This is a genomic window from Aeromonas sp. 600527 (assembly GCF_049175415.1).
Lineage (GTDB): Bacteria > Pseudomonadota > Gammaproteobacteria > Enterobacterales > Aeromonadaceae > Aeromonas > Aeromonas veronii_A.
Window position 1 is genome coordinate 1 of the sequence record NZ_JAAKVA010000030.1, and the last position, 15,568, is coordinate 15,568.

Annotated in this window: 13 protein-coding genes; 8 read left to right on the forward strand and 5 right to left on the reverse strand. The window is 60.1% G+C overall.

Going from position 1 to position 15,568, the window contains the following annotated elements:
- The first annotated feature begins 480 nt into the window (after positions 1-480).
- Complete coding sequence (gene rapA, locus G5154_RS20935; RefSeq protein WP_421251627.1) at positions 481-3,348, forward strand: RNA polymerase-associated protein RapA; 2,868 nt, start codon at positions 481-483, stop codon at positions 3,346-3,348.
- A gap of 115 nt (positions 3,349-3,463) precedes the next feature.
- Positions 3,464-4,120 carry a bifunctional tRNA pseudouridine(32) synthase/23S rRNA pseudouridine(746) synthase RluA gene (gene rluA / locus G5154_RS20940; protein WP_005343025.1) on the forward strand — a complete coding sequence of 219 codons (657 nt, stop codon included), beginning with the start codon at positions 3,464-3,466 and terminating at the stop codon, positions 4,118-4,120.
- A 60-nt stretch (positions 4,121-4,180) separates the two neighbouring features.
- Here the strand turns inward: rluA and G5154_RS20945 are convergent, their stop codons facing one another.
- The 5 genes from G5154_RS20945 to treR all read right to left on the reverse strand — a co-directional run bounded on the left by G5154_RS20945 (position 4,181) and on the right by treR (position 9,391).
- Positions 4,181-4,369: a hypothetical protein gene (locus G5154_RS20945; protein ID WP_005336040.1), complete on the reverse strand. Its 189-nt coding sequence runs from the start codon at positions 4,367-4,369 to the stop codon at positions 4,181-4,183.
- Between the two features lie 120 nt (positions 4,370-4,489).
- Complete coding sequence (locus G5154_RS20950; RefSeq protein WP_421251628.1) at positions 4,490-5,089, reverse strand: sugar O-acetyltransferase; 600 nt, start codon at positions 5,087-5,089, stop codon at positions 4,490-4,492.
- 3 nt (positions 5,090-5,092) lie between these two features.
- The gene (treC, locus tag G5154_RS20955) at positions 5,093-6,754 is read right to left on the reverse strand and encodes an alpha,alpha-phosphotrehalase (RefSeq protein ID WP_421251629.1); all 1,662 of its coding nucleotides are present in this window, start codon (positions 6,752-6,754) and stop codon (positions 5,093-5,095) included.
- A gap of 66 nt (positions 6,755-6,820) precedes the next feature.
- Positions 6,821-8,251 carry a PTS trehalose transporter subunit IIBC gene (gene treB / locus G5154_RS20960; RefSeq protein ID WP_421251630.1) on the reverse strand — a complete coding sequence of 477 codons (1,431 nt, stop codon included), beginning with the start codon at positions 8,249-8,251 and terminating at the stop codon, positions 6,821-6,823.
- A gap of 192 nt (positions 8,252-8,443) precedes the next feature.
- Positions 8,444-9,391: a trehalose operon repressor TreR gene (gene treR, locus G5154_RS20965; RefSeq protein ID WP_421251631.1), complete on the reverse strand. Its 948-nt coding sequence runs from the start codon at positions 9,389-9,391 to the stop codon at positions 8,444-8,446.
- A gap of 131 nt (positions 9,392-9,522) precedes the next feature.
- Here treR and G5154_RS20970 point away from each other — a divergent pair, with 131 nt between their 5' ends.
- The 6 genes from G5154_RS20970 to pbpG all read left to right on the forward strand — a co-directional run bounded on the left by G5154_RS20970 (position 9,523) and on the right by pbpG (position 15,150).
- A complete protein-coding gene (locus G5154_RS20970; RefSeq protein ID WP_005343020.1) occupies positions 9,523-10,473 on the forward strand; it encodes an AEC family transporter in 951 nt (316 codons plus the stop codon).
- Positions 10,474-10,539: 66 nt separating this feature from the next.
- Positions 10,540-10,734, forward strand: coding sequence for a heavy-metal-associated domain-containing protein (locus tag G5154_RS20975; RefSeq protein ID WP_421251632.1), 195 nt, complete (start codon positions 10,540-10,542; stop codon positions 10,732-10,734).
- A gap of 130 nt (positions 10,735-10,864) precedes the next feature.
- Positions 10,865-11,923, forward strand: a complete 1,059-nt coding sequence (gene ansB / locus G5154_RS20980; protein WP_421251633.1) for an L-asparaginase 2 — start codon at positions 10,865-10,867, stop codon at positions 11,921-11,923.
- 263 nt (positions 11,924-12,186) lie between these two features.
- Positions 12,187-13,479, forward strand: coding sequence for a hemolysin family protein (locus G5154_RS20985; RefSeq protein ID WP_005336050.1), 1,293 nt, complete (start codon positions 12,187-12,189; stop codon positions 13,477-13,479).
- A gap of 18 nt (positions 13,480-13,497) precedes the next feature.
- Positions 13,498-14,163, forward strand: a complete 666-nt coding sequence (locus G5154_RS20990) for a DedA family protein (protein ID WP_005343012.1) — start codon at positions 13,498-13,500, stop codon at positions 14,161-14,163.
- A gap of 159 nt (positions 14,164-14,322) precedes the next feature.
- On the forward strand, positions 14,323-15,150 hold the full coding sequence (gene pbpG, locus G5154_RS20995; protein ID WP_005348750.1) for a D-alanyl-D-alanine endopeptidase: 828 nt from the start codon (positions 14,323-14,325) through the stop codon (positions 15,148-15,150).
- Positions 15,151-15,568: the final 418 nt, after the last annotated feature.

Consider the following 15,568-nt stretch of genomic DNA (forward strand, 5'->3'; position numbering starts at 1 on the left):
TCAAAAATTGTTTTTGATGCTCGATGCTGTGAGTGCCCACACAGATTGCTTGATTCAAATTGTTAAAGAGCGACGCAACAGTGCGTTGCTGCGGGAGTGGAATTCTACCCAACCGCCTTCTCGAGTCAAGCCTTATTTGCAAAGACTTTTCGAGGTTATCGACTAGGTTGTTTGCGTTGCCGCTTGCCCTGTCGATGGAGGCGCATTATAGGGATCTGGATCACGCTTGCAAGGGCCTTTTCGAATTAAATTCGCATTTTTGGTTCAACCGCTCACTAATCACCCAAAAAGCGTATTTATCCTGCAATAACACACCCGTTTGGCGAGCTCGCTATCCTCTATATGGCGTGGCGATGGTAGCAGATCAAGGTTGTGGCGATTTGGTCTCTCTACATCTATATGCATGGTGATCGAGGTCACGCCTTCGGGTAACATAGCGCCCCTTTGCGATTCACACACTCTTGGGCTTTGGAGAGTTTAATGCCTTTTGCACTTGGCCAGCGTTGGATTAGTGATACAGAGACGGATCTGGGGTTGGGGACTGTCGTTGCTGTTGAAGGACGCATGGTTACCCTGTTGTTTCCGGCTACCGGTGAAAACCGCATGTATGCCAAAGAAGAGGCGCCGGTCACCCGGGTCAGCTTCAATGTGGGCGATCAGATCACCAGTCACGAAGACTGGACCATGACGGTCGAAGAAGTGCAGGAGAAAGACGGCCTGCTTATATATGTAGGTGTGCGCACCGACAATGATGAGCCCGTTGCCCTCAAAGAAGTGTTTCTCAACAACTTTATCAAGTTCAACAAGCCGCAGGATCGCCTGTTCGCCGGTCAGATCGATCGGATGTCCCGCTTCACCCTGCGCTACGAAGCGCTGATCAACCAGCACCAGCGCCGTCGCAACCCGACTCGTGGTCTGGCCGGTGGCCGGGTCAGCCTGATCCCGCACCAGCTCTATATCGCCCACGAGGTGGGTCACCGCTACGCTCCGCGCGTACTGCTGGCCGATGAGGTGGGTCTGGGCAAGACCATCGAAGCGGGCATGATCATTCATCAGCAACTGCTCTCCGGCCGCGCCCATCGCGTACTCATTCTGCTGCCCGAAACCTTGCAGCACCAATGGCTGGTCGAAATGCTGCGCCGCTTCAACCTGCACTTCTCCCTGTTTGACGAGGAGCGCTGTATCGAGGCATTCGCCGATGCAGAGAACCCCTTCGAGACCGAGCAGCTGGTGATCTGCAGCCTCGACTTCCTGCGCAAGAAGCGTCGTCGCTTCGAGCAGGTGCTGGAAGCCGAGTGGGATCTGCTGGTTGTCGACGAAGCCCACCATCTTGAGTGGAGTGAAGAGGCGCCAAGCCGTGCCTATGAGATGGTGGAAGCGCTGGCCGAACAAGTGCCGGGCGTGCTGCTGCTGACCGCCACCCCGGATCAGCTGGGCCACCAGAGCCATTTTGCCCGACTGCGCCTGCTCGATCCCGAGCGTTTCTACGACTACGAGGCCTTCCTCGCCGAGGAGCAGGCCTATGGTCAGGTCGCCAGCGCAGCGCAAGAGCTGCTGGATGGCGAGACCCTGAGCGATGAAGCCAGACAGACCCTCGCCAGCCAGCTGGAAGGGCTGGACTTGAGCGATGCCGCCGCCCGCCAGCAGGCGGTCGCCAAGCTGCTGGACCAGCATGGCACCGGCCGGGTGCTGTTCCGCAACAGCCGCGCCAATATTCAGGGCTTCCCCGAGCGTCACCTCAACGTCTACCCCATGCCGCTGCCGGAGCAGTACAAGACCGCCATCAAGGTGATGGGCATGATGGGTGGCAACGGTGGCGATCTGCAGACCCGTGCCCTGCGCTACCTCTATCCCGAGAAGATCTTCCAGCAGTTCGAAGGTGACAACGCCACCTGGACCCAGTTCGACCCGCGCGTCGAATGGTTGCTGGAGCTGCTGCTCTCAGCCCGCCAGCAGAAGGTGCTGGTGATCTGCTCCGAAGCGGCGACCGCTATCGCGCTGGAAGAGGCGCTGCGTACCCGTGAAGGGATCCGTGGTGCCGTGTTCCACGAAGGGATGTCGATCCTCGAGCGGGACAAGGCCTCCGCCTATTTTGCCCAGCAAGAGGGTGGCGCCCAGGTGCTGCTCTGCTCCGAGATCGGCTCAGAGGGTCGCAACTTCCAGTTTGCCAGCCATCTGGTGCTGTTCGATCTGCCTCTCAACCCGGACCTGCTGGAACAGCGTATCGGCCGACTGGATCGTATCGGTCAGCAGAATACCGTCGAGATCCACGTTCCCTATCTGGAAGGGACTGCCCAGCGCGCCCTGCTGCTCTGGTATCACGATGGTCTGGACGCGTTCGAGCAGACCTGCCCGACTGCCCGCCCGGTATTCGAAGCGGTACGTGAAGAGCTGTTCGAGCTGCTGGCAGCCAACACCGGCGATCAGGCAGCCCTCGACGCCCTGCTGATCAAGACCCGCGAACTGCACGAGCCGCTCAAGGCTCGACTGGAGCAGGGTCGCGATCGCCTGCTGGAGATCCACTCCAGCGGTGGCGCCGCCGCCCAGCAGCTGGTCGACAAGCTGGCCGCCGAAGATGACGACACCGGCATGATCTCCTTCGCCCTCAAGATGTTCGACGAGATCGGCGTCAATCAGGATGACCGTGGCGAGAACGCGCTGGTGCTGACCCCCGGGGATCACATGCTGGTCTCCAGCTTCCCGGGCTTGCCGCAAGACGGCATGACCATCACCTTCGATCGCAACACTGCCCTGTCGCGTGATGACATGGCGCTGCTCTCCTGGGATCACCCCATGATGCGCGGCGGTATCGACCTGATCCTGGGCTCCGAGATCGGTGCCACCTCGGTCGCACTGCTCAAGAACAAGGCGCTGCCCATCGGCTCCATCCTGCTTGAGCTGATCTTCGTTGCCGAGTCTGCGGCCCATCCCCAGCTCTACCGCTTCATGCCGCCGACGCCGATCCGTCTGCTGATGGACAAGAACGGCCAGAATCTGGGTGAGAAAGTGGCGTTTGATGCCTTCAACCGTCAGCTGACGCCGGTCAATCGCCACCTCGGCAGCAAACTGGTCACCGCGTCCCAACCGGTGATCCACAGTCTGATTGGCAAGGGCCAGGCCATTGCCGAAGAGCTGAAAGCCGGGATTGTCGACAAGGCCCGCGCCCAGATGGCGCAGACCCTGCAGCAGGATCTGGATCGTCTGGAAGCGCTCAAGGCAGTCAACCCGAACGTGCGCGACAGCGAGCTGGATTATCTGCGCAATCTGCAGGCAGAATTGCACCACCTGATCGATCAGACCCAACTCAAGCTGGATGCCATCCGCTTTATCGTGGTCACCCATAACTGACAAGGTACCGACCGACAGCGGCCAGACCCAGCTCAAACTGGATACCCAAGGCCGCTTTGTCGTGGTTACCCATAACTGATGGGGGCTTGCCCCCACCTTCTGATGCGAGACATTTATGTTTGAATACTCACCGCCTCTGGAACCCTGGCTCGATATCCTGTTCAAGGACAAGGACATCATGGTGGTCAACAAGCCCACTGGCCTGCTAAGCGTCCCCGGGCGCGGCCCCGAGAATGAAGACAGCGTCCTGCATCGGGTGAAACAGCAACACCCCAAGGCGGCGGCAGCTCATCGCCTCGACATGTCCACCACTGGCGTCATTGTCATTCCCCTCAATCCCAACTCTCATCGGGAGCTGAGCCGACAATTTCGCGAGCGGGAGACCGAGAAGCACTACCTCGCCTGGGTGTGGGGTGAGCCGGAAGCAGAGTCGGGACAGGTTGACCTGCCGCTCTGCGTCGACTGGCCCAACCGCCCGAAGCAGAAGGTGGATCACGAGGAGGGGCGTCACGCCCTGACCCTGTGGCAGAAACTGAAAGTGGAGAACGGCAACAGCCTGATCAAGCTGACTCCCATCACAGGTCGCTCGCACCAGTTGCGCGTCCATATGCTGGAGCTGGGGCATCCGATCCTGGGTGACAACCTCTACGCCCATCCGGATGCGCTGGCGGCTGCCCCCCATCTCTACCTGCATGCGGCCATGCTGACCATCAGCCACCCCCGCAGCGGGGAACGGATGACCTTCGAGGCGCCGGCTCCTTTCCCGGTCTGATCCCGCAAATCGCAGAGATAAAAAAGCCCCCATCGCGAGATGGGGGCTTTTTCATTAGGGTCAGACGCGAATATCGATCTTGCTTCCCAGGGAAGCGCTGGCCGATGTCGGTGCAACCGGCGCTGATTGCGCTGCGTTTTGCAGCAGCTTCAGCGCAGCTTCGCCCTCTTGGGTCTGCTGTTTCTTGGCCAGACTGGCCGTCATCAGAGCAGAACCAAACGACGCATTTGCAGAACTTGATATATCCATAGGGTTCCTCCTGCACTCAACAGTATCGGCCAAGCGGCCCCGAACATAAGCACTGAATGCAAAACAATCTGACAGTTGCTTTTCTATCAATCAGATAGCACTAGCATTCATGGCCCCTGTTCACCGCTGGATGACACCTTCAAGCTCCTGTGCCGTCATCGCCCGAAGCACCTTGCAAGGGTTGCCAGCCGCCACCACGTTGGCGGGCACATCTTTGGTCACCACCGAACCGGCACCGATGACGCTGTTGTCACCGATAGTGACACCGGGGCAGATAACCGTGCTGCCGCCAATCCAGACGTTGTGACCGATCCGCACCGGCTTGCCGAACTCGACCCCCCTGATACGCGCTGCCACCACCACCGGGTGAGCGGCGGTGTAGATCTGCACCCCGGGCGCCAGCAGCACGTTGTCGCCGATGTGCACCTCACAGACGTCGAGGATGGTGCAATTGACGTTGGCGTAGAAGTTCTCGCCGACGAAGATGTTGGCGCCATAGTCGCAGAAGAACGGCGGATTGATGGCACACTCCTGGCCGCGGCTACCGAGCAGCTCGTGCAGCAAAGCATCCCGCACCGGTTTCTCCTGCCAGCTGGTGTTGAAGGTGTGATATAGCCTGCGGCAGCGCTCGCGCGCCGCTTTCAGCTCGGGATCGCCCGCATCATAAGGCTCCCCCGCCACCATCTTCTGCCACTCGGCACCGTGCACCACCTTCTCCATTACCTACTCCATCAGCCAGATCAGGGATTCATAAGGGCGCAGCATAGCCGATTGCGGTTGGGCCGGGCTATCGGGGTAGTTGCCGAGCAGCAGCCGACCTTGCCCGCTTTGCAGCTCGGCAGGCAAGGCAAACTCCACCGGCTCGCCGTAGAAGTTGCTCACCACCAGCAGGGTCTGACCGTTGGCACGGCGGGCATAGGCCCAGATCTGCGGGTGCCCGGTCAGCAGCTCCTGATAATCCCCCTGAGTGAAGATGGGGTGCGCCTTGCGAAGGGCGATAAGATCCCGATAGTGCCAGAACACCGAGTTCTGGTCGGTCAGCGCCGCCTCGGCGTTGATTTCGGGGTAGTTGGCGGCAGGTTTGAGCCAGGGCGTCCCGCTGGTGAAACCGGCATTGGGGGCGGCGCTCCACTGCATCGGGGTGCGGGAGTTATCGCGGGACTTGGCTCCCAGAATCGCGAGGATCTCACCCTCGCTCATCCCTTCCGCCTGCTTGATGGCGAAGATATTGCGGCTCTCTACATCCTGATAGTCATCGATGTGCTGATAGCCGGGGTTGGTCATGCCGATCTCCTCCCCCTGATAGATGTAGGGGGTGCCTTGCAGGCCGTGAAGCGTGCTGGCCAGCATCTTGGCGGCCACGACTCTATGCTCGCCCTCATCGCCAAAACGGGAGACGATGCGCGGCTGATCGTGGTTGCACCAGAACAGCGCCGACCACCCCTTGCCATGCATACCGCTCTGCCAGTGGTTGAAGATCCGCTTTAGCTCGATGAAATCGAACGGCGCCTTGGTCCACTTGTCGCCATTGGGGTAATCCACCTTGAGGTGGTGGAAGTTGAACACCATGGAGAGCTCGGAGCCATCGAGGGCGCCATAGCGCTGGCAGTGCTCCAGCGAAGTAGAGGACATCTCCCCCACCGTCATGGCCCCCACCGGAGCAAAAACGTCGCGGCTCACATCCTGCAAAAATTCGTGGATGCGCGGCCCGTCGGTGTAGAAGCGGCGGCCATCGCCAATCTCGTCGTTCGGGAACGTCTGATCCTTGGAGATGAGGTTGATGACGTCGAGGCGGAAACCATCCACCCCCTTGTTCGCCCAGAAGTGGATGATCTTTTTGACCTCGGCGCGCACTGCAGGATTTTCCCAGTTGAGATCCGCCTGCTCGCGGGCAAACAGGTGCAGGTAGTACTGGCCTGTGGCGGGATCCAGCTCCCAGGCGCTGCCACCAAACTTGGATTGCCAGTTGTTCGGCACGCCGCCATCTACCGGATCGCGCCAGATGTAGTAGTCGCGGTAGGGGCTGTTTTTATCCCCCAGCGCCGACTTGAACCAGGCGTGCTCGGTGGAGGTGTGGTTGACCACGATATCCATCACGATGCGGATGTCGCGCGCGTGGGCGGCGGCCAGCAGCGCCTCGAAATCATCCATGGTGCCGTAGGCGGGATCGATGGCAAGGTAGTCGGCGATGTCGTAGCCGTTGTCTACCTGCGGGGAGACGTAGACCGGGGTCAGCCAGAGAGCATCAACCCCCAGGGTTTTGAGATAGTCGAGGCGGGCCATGATCCCCTTGAGATCTCCGGTGCCACGGGCAGCGGAATCCTGAAAGCTCTTGGGGTAGATCTGGTAAATCACGGCACTCTGCCACCAGGGTGTTTGGCTCATGGGTCTTTCTCTTGTCTCGAATAGAAAATGGAGAGGGCGACCCGCGGGTCGCCCTGATAATCAGTGTCAGGCGCTGGCTTGGGCCAACTTGCCAGCGGCTTGCTGGCGCTTGTAGACCAGCAGGGTCAGCACCACAGGCACCACGATGGCGACCAGCATGGCGATGGCGAACACCGCCCAGTATTGCGGCTGGATGGAGAGGATGCCCGGCAGGCCGCCTACCCCGATGCCGTTGGCCATTACCCCGGCAAAGCCACAAATGAGGGCGGCAAGGCTGGACCCAATCATGGCGCACAGCATGGGGAACTTGTACTTGAGGTTGATACCGTACATGGCCGGTTCGGTCACCCCGAGGTAGGCGGAGATGGCAGCAGGTACCGAGATCTCCCGCTCGTTCTCCTTGCGGCTAATCAGAATGATGCCCACCACGGCAGAAGCCTGAGCGATGTTGGAGAGGGCGATCAGCGGCCAGATTGGCGTGCCACCCATGCTCTGCATCAGCTGCAGATCCACTGCGTTGGTGGTGTGGTGGATACCGGTAATGACCAGCGGTGCATAGAGGAAACCGAACAGGGCAGCGCCGATGGGAGCGAAGGAGCCGGTCATGGCAGCCTTGGCAGCGAAACCGACGCCATCACCAATCCAGCGACCGAACGGGCCGATAAAGGCGTGGGCCACGATCACTGCCAGCAAAAGCGAGACAAACGGCACAATCACCAGATAGAGATAGGCCGGAATGATCCGCTTGAGGTTGGTCTCAACCCAGGCCAGGAAGACACCCGCCAGCAGCGCCGGAATGACCTGGGCCTGATAACCCACCTTCTGGATCACGAACAGGCCGAAGTCCCACACCTCCGGGGTCTGCAGACCGATGCCGTAGGCGTTCATCAACTGCGGTGACACCAGCGTCACCCCCAGCACGATACCCAGGATCTCGGAGCCGCCCATCTTCTTCACTGCAGACCAGCAGACGCCGACCGGCAGGAAGTGGAAAATAGCCTCGCCCAGCAGCCAGAGGAAGGCGTGCACCTGAGCCCAGAACTGGCTGATCTCGGTGAGGGTGTGAGTGCCATCGTCAAACATCTTGATGTCGCCGATGACGTTGCGAAAGCCCAGGATCAGACCACCGGTGATGATGGCGGGCAGCAGCGGAACGAAGATCTCCGCCAGATGGGAGATACCCCGCTCCAGCGGGTTCATGTTCTGGCGCGCCGCCTGCTTGGCGGTCTCCTTGCTGCCACCGCTGACGCCGAGCTGCTCGGTCAGCGCCTTGTACCACTGCTCTACCTCGTTGCCGATCACCACCTGGAACTGACCGCCCTGGGTAAAGCTTCCCTTCACTGCCGGAATGGTTTCGATGGCCTTGCTGTCGGCCTTGGCCGGATCGTTCAGGACGAAGCGCAACCGGGTCAGGCAGTGGCTGACGGTGACGATGTTCTCCTTACCGCCGATCTTGTCGATCAGGGTGGCAAGCTGCTGTGCGTTGATCTTGGACATGGGTCTTCCCTCTGTGACGCCATTGAATAGTGGTCTGTATCGCCCTTTTGAGCCAGTCTGTCGGCCGGAGCGTTTTTGGTATCGTTCCCATTTAGCATGCCGACAATCTGGCCAGATTGAAATGGGAACGTTCCCAGTTCGTGGTCAGCGTCACAAAAAGCGCACTTTTTGTTCAGTCGGAAGTGATGGGGCTCACAGGGTTCGGCAGGGGGCGATTGTCACCAACGGAGGCTGAGCCTGCTCAATCTGCCCGAGCAGCTGACGCGCCGCCTGCTCCCCTGCCCCCTTGTAGCCCAGATCGAGACTGAGGGCGTTGGGGAAGAGGAAGCTGAGCATGGGGTTGTTGCCAAGTCCGGTCACCAGCACCTCGCTACGCCCTTGTTCTTGCAGATATTTTGCCGCACCGATGGCGAGGGTGTCGCTGGCGCAGACCAGCGCCTGGGTGGAAGGGGTAAGCAGCTCGGCCGCCAACCGGTAGCCGCTCTGCAGGCTGAGATCACCGAGGGCGCTGTGCGGGCGCAACCCCTGCTCTGCGCAGTAAGCGAGATAGGCGTCGAGGCGGCGCTGGCCAGTGGTGAGATCCGAGGTATCCACCCCCAGATAGGCGATGTCGCGGGCACCACGGCTTGCCAGCTGCGCCAGCATGGTGCGCACCGCACCGGCGTCGTCGAAGCAGACCGAGGAGAAACCGGGATATTCACGGGCGACCAGCACCAGCTTCTCTTTCAGCGGGGTCATGGCAGCATAGTCCAAGGCATTGAAGGCGAACAGGATAATGCCATCTACCCCGCGCCGCTCCAGCACCGCCAGATGCTCCTGTACCTTGGCGGGGGAGAACTTGCTCTCCATCAGCACGGCATCGTAGCCGCGCTGATAGAGGGTCTCCAGCATGCCGCGCACCGCCTGATTCTCCGAGCTGGAGTCGAGCCGCGAGACGATGATCCCCACCACCTGCTGGCTCTGGCTGCGCATGGCCCGCGCCGATTTGCTCGGCACGAAGCCGTGCTCGGCGATGATCTGCTCCACCCGCTCGCGGGTCTCCTGCTTCACCTTGGGATCCTGATTGAGCACCCGGGAGACGGTCGACTTGCCGACGCCACTCAGTCTGGCGATATCGAGGATGGTCAGTTTCTTGTCCATGAATTGGCTCACAGGAGGCTAGGCGGTGGAATTGCCCACATTGTTGTGATTAACCCCTGTGAATACAAGCCCATGGCGTTAGAATGCCCTTTTTGCCCCGCTTTAGGCGGCGCATCAGGAGGACGTCCACCATGGATCTGCTGGCCAGTCTGCACTTCTCTCTCTCCATCACAGGCCCCATCTGCGTGGTGCTGCTGCTCGGCATCTGGCTCAAGCAGTTGGGCCTGTTGCCCGACAGCTTCGTCGAGTCCGCCTCCCGCCTGGTGTTTCAGGTCACCCTGCCCGCCCTCCTGTTCCTCAGCATGGTGCGCACCGATTTTTCCACCATGCCGAGCCCCTGGCTTATCCTCTACGGTCTGCTCGGCACCCTCACCGGTTTTCTGATCCTTGAGGCATTGGCAGCCCGCTTCATCCAGGAGCGGCGTCAGCGCGGCATCTTTGTACAGGGCAGCTTTCGCGGCAACATGGGGATCATGGGGCTGGCCTATGTGCAAAACGCTTACGGGCCCGAGGGGATCGGCGCCGCCGCCCTGCTGGTGGGCTCGGTCACCGTGCTCTACAACATACTCGCCGTGATCACCCTGACCCGCAGCCTGGGGGGCAGCAAGGGGATCAAGCCGATCCTCAAGGGGATCGCTAAAAATCCGCTGATCATCGCCATTCTGTCCGCCCTGCCCTTCGGCCTGCTCGGCATCGAGTTACCCCAACTGGTGATCACCACCGGTAACTACTTCGCCAACATGACCCTGCCACTGGCTCTGCTCTGCACCGGCGCCAGCCTCAACCTCAAGGCCCTGCGCGGGGGCGCCCTGCTGACCGGCTGGGCTACGGCCAACCGGCTGTTCTGCATCCCTCTGCTGCTGGTACTTGGTGCTTGGGCACTGGGTTTCAGCCCGCAGGCGCTCGGCATCCTGTTTCTCATCAGCTCCACCCCCACCGCAGCCGCCAGCTATGTGATGACCCGCGCCATGGGAGGCGACAGTTCCCTGGCGGCGAACATTATCGCCACCACCACGCTGGGATCGCTTATCACAACCAGCCTGGGGGCGGCGATGATGAACTACCTGGGACTGATGGGATAACCCCCTCTTGACCTTGCTGCAACCGTCAGCTTTAGGCTGGTTGCATATCAACAGAGGAGAGAAGCCATGACCATCGAACTCACCGTCTCCGGCATGTCCTGCGGCGGCTGCGCCGCCAGCCTGCAAAAAGCCCTGCAGGGCCAGCCTGCCGTCCGCAGTGCCAGCGTCGACTTTGCCAGCAGCAAGGCCGTTATCGAGAGCGAGCTGAGCAAGGCCGAGCTGATCGCCCTGATCGAAGCCAAGGGCTTCTCTGCCAGTTAAATTATCTCCATAGAGGTATAAAACAGGTTAAAAATCTGTACTCACCTGTCTTTTGGTGAGTTTTATCACAGACCCAGGTTATTAAACGGGCAAACTTGCTGCGATTATTCCAACCATAAGGATTTGCAGCATGACCCTACCGATCCGCAAGACCCTGCTCGCCGCCGTCGTCGGTCTGACCCTCTCCCCGATGGCCATGGCGTTACCCAACGTGCACATTCTGGCCACCGGCGGCACCATTGCCGGGGCGGGACAATCCGCTACCCAGTCCAACTACGAGGCAGGCAAGGTGGCCATCGAAACCCTGATCGCCGCCGTGCCCGAGATGAAGAACGTGGCCGACGTGCAGGGTGAGCAGGTGGTGAAGATCGGCTCCCAGGACATGAACGACGAGGTGTGGCTCAAGCTGGCCAAGCGGGTCAACGAGCTGCTGGCCAAGGATGACGTGGATGGTATCGTCATCACCCACGGCACCGACACCATGGAAGAGACCGCCTACTTCCTCAATCTGACCGTCAAGAGCGACAAGCCGGTGGTGCTGGTCGGCGCCATGCGCCCCTCCACCGCCATGAGCGCCGACGGCCCTATGAATCTCTACAACGCCGTAGTGACCGCCTCCGATCCGGCCTCCAAGGGACGTGGCGTCATGGTGGCGATGAACGACACAGTGCTCGATGCCCGCGATGTCACCAAGACCAACACCACCGGGGTGCAGACATTCGCCTCCCCCAACTTCGGCCCGCTGGGTTACATCCACAACGGCAAGATCGACTATCAGCGCAGCCCGGACCGCCTGCACACCAGCAAGACGCCGTTTGACGTGAGCAAGCTCGACAAGCTGCCGCAAGTCGGCATCGTCTACAGCTACGCCAACGCCACCGACTTGCCTGCCAAGGCGATGGTGGATGCCAAGTTCGACGGTATCGTCAGTGCCGGGGTGGGTAACGGCAACCTCTACCACACCCTGTTCGATACCCTGGCCAAGGCGAGCAAGGATGGCATCCGCGTCGTGCGCTCCGCCCGCGTGCCGACCGGCGCCACCACCCTGGATGCCGAGATCGATGATGCCAAGTACGGCTTCGTGGCCTCCGGCACTCTCAACCCGCAGAAAGCGCGGGTGCTGCTGATGCTCTCCCTGACCCAAAGCAAGGATCCGGCCCAGATCCAGCGCTGGTTCCAGCAGTTCTGATAAAGGTTTTCTGACAAGTAATAAGCAAGGGCGGGACTTCCCGCCCTTTTCCATCCTGCATGCAATGCCACTTCGCCAAGCACCCGCCTCACCCATTACGTCGTTTGGCGAGGTCATCCTTCCCTTTTCCGGCCATCTTTTTCAGCCACCGCAGAGCGCTGTCATCAAATTAGCGAGCCGGATCACCCGCTTTCACAAGCACATCGCCGCCAAATTCATTACACTGCCAGCGATCTTATCCACTCAAGGAGTGCTGTTGCTGTATGGAAATATTGATCCTGCTGGGATTGATTTTGCTTAATGGCGTCTTCGCCATGTCAGAAATCGCCATCGTCACCGCACGCAAGGCTCGCCTCGGCAAGCTTGCTTCTGAAGGCAACCGCTCCGCCGCCATTGCCCTCAAACTGGGCGAAGACCCGACCCATTTTCTCTCTGCCGTCCAGATCGGCATTACCAGCATAGGTCTGCTCAACGGTATCTACGGCGAATCCCTGCTGGCCCAGCCCTTCTCCCTCTGGTTGCAGGAGTGGGGACTCCCCGCCAAGAGCAGTGGCCTGATCGCCACCATCATTGTGGTGGTGGTGGTTACTTATCTCTCCATCGTGGTGGGGGAGCTGGTGCCCAAGCGGCTGGGCCAGCTCAATGCCGAGCGCATCGCCTGTCTGGTGGCCCGCCCCATGCACTGGCTCGCCACCCTGACCCGCCCCTTCGTCTGGCTGCTGTCGGCCTCCACCAATGCCAGCCTGCGGCTGCTGCGGGTCAACCAGAATGGCAGCGCCAACGTTACCGAGGAGGAGATCCACGCCATGCTGGTGGAGGGCTCTGAAGCCGGGGTGATCGAGGATCATGAACACACCATGCTGCGCAACGTCTTCCGTCTCGACGAGCGCAGCCTCTCCTCCCTGATGGTGCCGCGCAGCGATATCCGCTATCTGGATCTGGCGCTGCCGCTGGAGACCAACCTGCAGCGACTGGTGGAGTATCGCCACAGCTATTTTCCGGTCTGCGACGGCAACCTGTCAGAATTGGTGGGTATCATCAATGTCAGCAAGGTGCTGCACGCCTATATCAAGGGGGAGCCCATCGATCTGGCAGCCCTGACCCAGGAGGGCAGCCTGCTGCCCGAGACCCTCAACGGCGTCGAGCTGCTCAACCACTTCCGCACCCACAGCGAACAGATGGCGCTGGTGGTTGACGAATATGGCGAGCTGCAGGGGCTGGTCACCCAGCAGGATCTGCTGGAGGCGCTGGCGGGGGATTTCCAGCAGGAGGATGGCGAGGACAACTGGGCCTTCCGGCGCGCCGACGGCAGCTGGCTGCTCGATGGCCTGATCCCGCTGCCGGAGTTGAAGGACTGTCTAGAGCTGGTTCGTCTGCCAGAAGAAGAAAAACATCACTATCACACCCTCGGAGGGCTTATCATGCTGCTCCTTGGTCGTGTTCCACAAACCGGAGACCTGGTGACACTGGAACAGTGGCAACTGGAAATTGTTGACATGGATGGCCTGCGCATCGACAAGGTGCTCGCCATGCCCTTGACCGATCAACCCAGCTAACCTGCGGAGTTTGCAAGTATGGAGCAGTTTTACCAACTGGCTCACGCCTTTATGAATCACGATCTGAACACACTTTCCGATCCCAAGATGGCCTTCATGATCTGTGGTGTGATTCTGACGTTTCTGGTACTGGAAAACGGATTCATCCCTACCGCCTTTCTGCCCGGTGACAGCCTGCTGATCCTCACCGGCGTGCTCATCTATCAGGATGTATTGTCTCTCGGGGTGATCCCGCTGTTGATCATGGCTACCTTTGTCGGCACCTGGCTCGGTTACATGCAGGGGCGCTTCCTTGGCCACACCCAGCTCTACCATCGGCTGATGTCCCACGTGGAAGAGCGGCACCAGCAGAAGGTCTACCACCTGCTGGACAAGTACGGGATCATCACCCTGATCACCGCTCGCTATATCGCCTTCGTGCGCACCGCCTACCCCTATATAGTGGGAGCTACCGAGCTGCCCCAGGGGCGCTTTCTCATCGTCAATCTGATCAGCTCCATCATGTGGATCTGCCCGCTGGTCGGGTTTGGCTACTACCTGAGCCACACCAAGCTGGCCGCCGAATACCAGACCCAGTTCTTCAACATCATCATCTATCTGCCTGTGGCCCTGCTGGTGGGTGGCATGGTGGCGCTGGTCTGGCGCTGGATCAGCAAACGCAGGGCCGCGCAGCCGCGGGATTGACCCCTCGCCCAACGCCCGACCCGAAAGCCCTCGCCAGAGGGCTTTTTTGATCGCCAATTTTGCGCAAATAGCAGAAATAGTCCCGCTCGGCCCTTGTAAAGCCGGGGTAAAAATGAGTGAATCTAGCGCCTTTTTTTGGATGGGAATGGAGTCGGTTGTATGTGGTGTCGGATTCGCGCAGCAGCGCTGGTTGTCGGGTTGATGGGAATGCTGGGATTGCCTGCGGTCAGCGCGGCACCCAACCCTGCCAAACTGGAAGTACGCTCAAGCAGCGCCCTGGTCGTGGATGTAAAAACGGGCAAGACGCTCTACCAGAAGAATGCCACCAAGGTACGTCCTATCGCCTCCCTCACCAAGCTGATGACAGCGCTGGTGGTGCTGGATGCCAAACAGAATCTCAACCAGACCATTACGGTCGACAAGAACGATCTGGATCGGGTCAAACACACTCATTCCCGCATCCGCATGGGCACCAAGGTGACCCGCCGCGACGCCCTGCATCTGGCGCTGATGTCCTCCGAAAACCGGATGGCCTCGGCACTGGCGCGTCACTATCCGGGCGGTCGCAGCGCCTTCGTGCGGGCCATGAACAACAAGGCCAGACAGCTGGGTATGCGTAATACCCACTTCTACGACTCCACCGGCCTCTCCACCCGCAACGTTTCCACCGCCCAGGATCTGGGCAAGCTGGCCGCCGCCGCCTATCGCCAGCCGCTGATCCGTCAGTTCACTCAGGATGAGAACCGGGAGATGCGCTTCAGCGCCCCCGCCTACAGCCTGATGTTCAACAACACCAACCCGCTGGTGAAAAACCCGGATTGGGACGTACGCCTCTCCAAGACCGGCTTCACTGACGAGGCAGGACGCTGTCTGGTGATGCGCGCCAAACCGGACAGCCGCGAGCTCGCCATCGTGCTGCTCAACTCGGTGGGCAAACGCACCCCCATCGGCGATGCCAACCGCATTCGCAAATGGTTAAAAAGCTGAGTCAATATCTCGACACAAAAGGATGCTGCGGCATCCTTTTTTATTGCCCGCAAAACGCCTCTGCAGGCCGCACAGGATATCCGCTCCCACATCCTGAGTGATGAACGGCACGGCATCTGCCGTTGCAACAGCAGGCATACAGCTCGCCTGCAGATAGAGGCAAAGGGTTGCACCGTTCAGAAGAACGCGGCGCAATAACAGAAGAGGTATAAAAGAGGACAAGAACAGACAGGCAGGCAGGCAGGAGGGTAACCCGGACGCCACAGCGAACACGGATCCACACGACAGGGGTAAATATCGCCCATAAAAAAACAGCCCCGACCGAAGTCGAGGCTGTCTGTATGGTGCGCCCGAGAGGATTCGAACCTCTGACCACCTGGTTCGTAGCCAGGTACTCTATCCAGCTGAGCTACGGGCG

Bases quoted from the DNA above. Each gene is read 5' to 3' on its own strand.
- treB (WP_421251630.1), bottom strand. From the start codon at position 8,251: ATGTCCAAGATCAACGCACAGCAGCTTGCCACCCTGATCGACAAGATC.
- pbpG (WP_005348750.1), top strand. From the start codon at position 14,323: ATGTGGTGTCGGATTCGCGCAGCAGCGCTGGTTGTCGGGTTGATGGGA.
- treC (WP_421251629.1), bottom strand. From the start codon at position 6,754: ATGAGCCAAACACCCTGGTGGCAGAGTGCCGTGATTTACCAGATCTAC.
- G5154_RS20970 (WP_005343020.1), top strand. From the start codon at position 9,523: ATGGATCTGCTGGCCAGTCTGCACTTCTCTCTCTCCATCACAGGCCCC.
- G5154_RS20945 (WP_005336040.1), bottom strand. From the start codon at position 4,369: ATGGATATATCAAGTTCTGCAAATGCGTCGTTTGGTTCTGCTCTGATG.
- rapA (WP_421251627.1), top strand. From the start codon at position 481: ATGCCTTTTGCACTTGGCCAGCGTTGGATTAGTGATACAGAGACGGAT.
- treR (WP_421251631.1), bottom strand. From the start codon at position 9,391: ATGGACAAGAAACTGACCATCCTCGATATCGCCAGACTGAGTGGCGTC.
- rluA (WP_005343025.1), top strand. From the start codon at position 3,464: ATGTTTGAATACTCACCGCCTCTGGAACCCTGGCTCGATATCCTGTTC.
- G5154_RS20975 (WP_421251632.1), top strand. From the start codon at position 10,540: ATGACCATCGAACTCACCGTCTCCGGCATGTCCTGCGGCGGCTGCGCC.
- ansB (WP_421251633.1), top strand. From the start codon at position 10,865: ATGACCCTACCGATCCGCAAGACCCTGCTCGCCGCCGTCGTCGGTCTG.
- G5154_RS20950 (WP_421251628.1), bottom strand. From the start codon at position 5,089: ATGGAGAAGGTGGTGCACGGTGCCGAGTGGCAGAAGATGGTGGCGGGG.
- G5154_RS20985 (WP_005336050.1), top strand. From the start codon at position 12,187: ATGGAAATATTGATCCTGCTGGGATTGATTTTGCTTAATGGCGTCTTC.
- G5154_RS20990 (WP_005343012.1), top strand. From the start codon at position 13,498: ATGGAGCAGTTTTACCAACTGGCTCACGCCTTTATGAATCACGATCTG.